General features: G+C 38.9%; 1 protein-coding gene. It reads right to left on the bottom strand.

Translation table 11 applies throughout. The features are described from left to right. Positions 1 to 10: 10 nt before the first annotated feature. On the bottom strand, positions 11 to 311 hold a 301-nt coding region (locus tag HC175_RS22455; RefSeq protein WP_369074373.1), incomplete at its 5' end, for an acyl-CoA thioesterase.

Genomic DNA, 311 nt, shown 5'->3' with positions numbered 1-311 from the left:
TAAATTTCACCTATTGCTCGATCTTTACGTTATCAAGCTCCTGTATGTGCAGGTATTCTTCATGAATAAAATCTGTTTCATTGAATTCTTTTTTTCGTTTTACTTTATTCTCGTACCTCTTGATGCTTTTTGCAAAACGTCGTATCTCATCTTTAGATCTTAAGATAAGACCCGGTACTTTTAGAGATTTTCCGGTGGAGTCTTTTGCGACCATGGTGAAGTAAGAGGAAGTGCAGTGTTTGCAGGCCCCGGTCTGGATGTTTTCGGCTTCAACACGAATTCCAATAACCATGGAGCTGTTCCCAATATAA

The sequence above is a fragment of the Salinimicrobium oceani genome (assembly GCF_012037645.1).
The sequence above is the reverse complement of the archived record's forward strand: the minus strand, read 5'-3'. Positions and strand labels throughout refer to the sequence as shown.